Source organism: Helicobacter pylori (assembly GCF_001998165.1).
Classification (GTDB): Bacteria; Campylobacterota; Campylobacteria; order Campylobacterales; family Helicobacteraceae; genus Helicobacter; species Helicobacter pylori_DL.
In genome coordinates this window covers 1-251 of sequence record NZ_MTWR01000150.1, presented here as the reverse complement: position 1 = coordinate 251, position 251 = coordinate 1, and the positions used below count along the sequence as shown (strand labels likewise).

Here is a 251-nt window from a genome sequence, read left to right as displayed (position 1 = left end):
GGGCGCCTCCTAAAAAGTAACGGAGGCTTGCAAAGGTTGGCTCATTGCGGTTGGAAATCGCAAGTTGAGTGTAATGGCACAAGCCAGCCTGACTGTAAGACATACAAGTCAAGCAGAGACGAAAGTCGGTCATAGTGATCCGGTGGTTCTGTGTGGAAGGGCCATCGCTCAAAGGATAAAAGGTACCCCGGGGACAACCCGGCTGAAATGGCAGCAGGGATCGCTGGGGCTTTTACGGCTACTGTTACAGG

At 53.0% G+C, this 251-nt stretch carries 1 rRNA gene; it reads left to right on the top strand.

The annotated features are described in order from the left end of the window. A 23S ribosomal RNA gene (locus tag BZK24_RS08615) occupies window positions 1–192 on the top strand; the annotation flags it as partial. Window positions 193–251 lie beyond the last annotated feature (59 nt).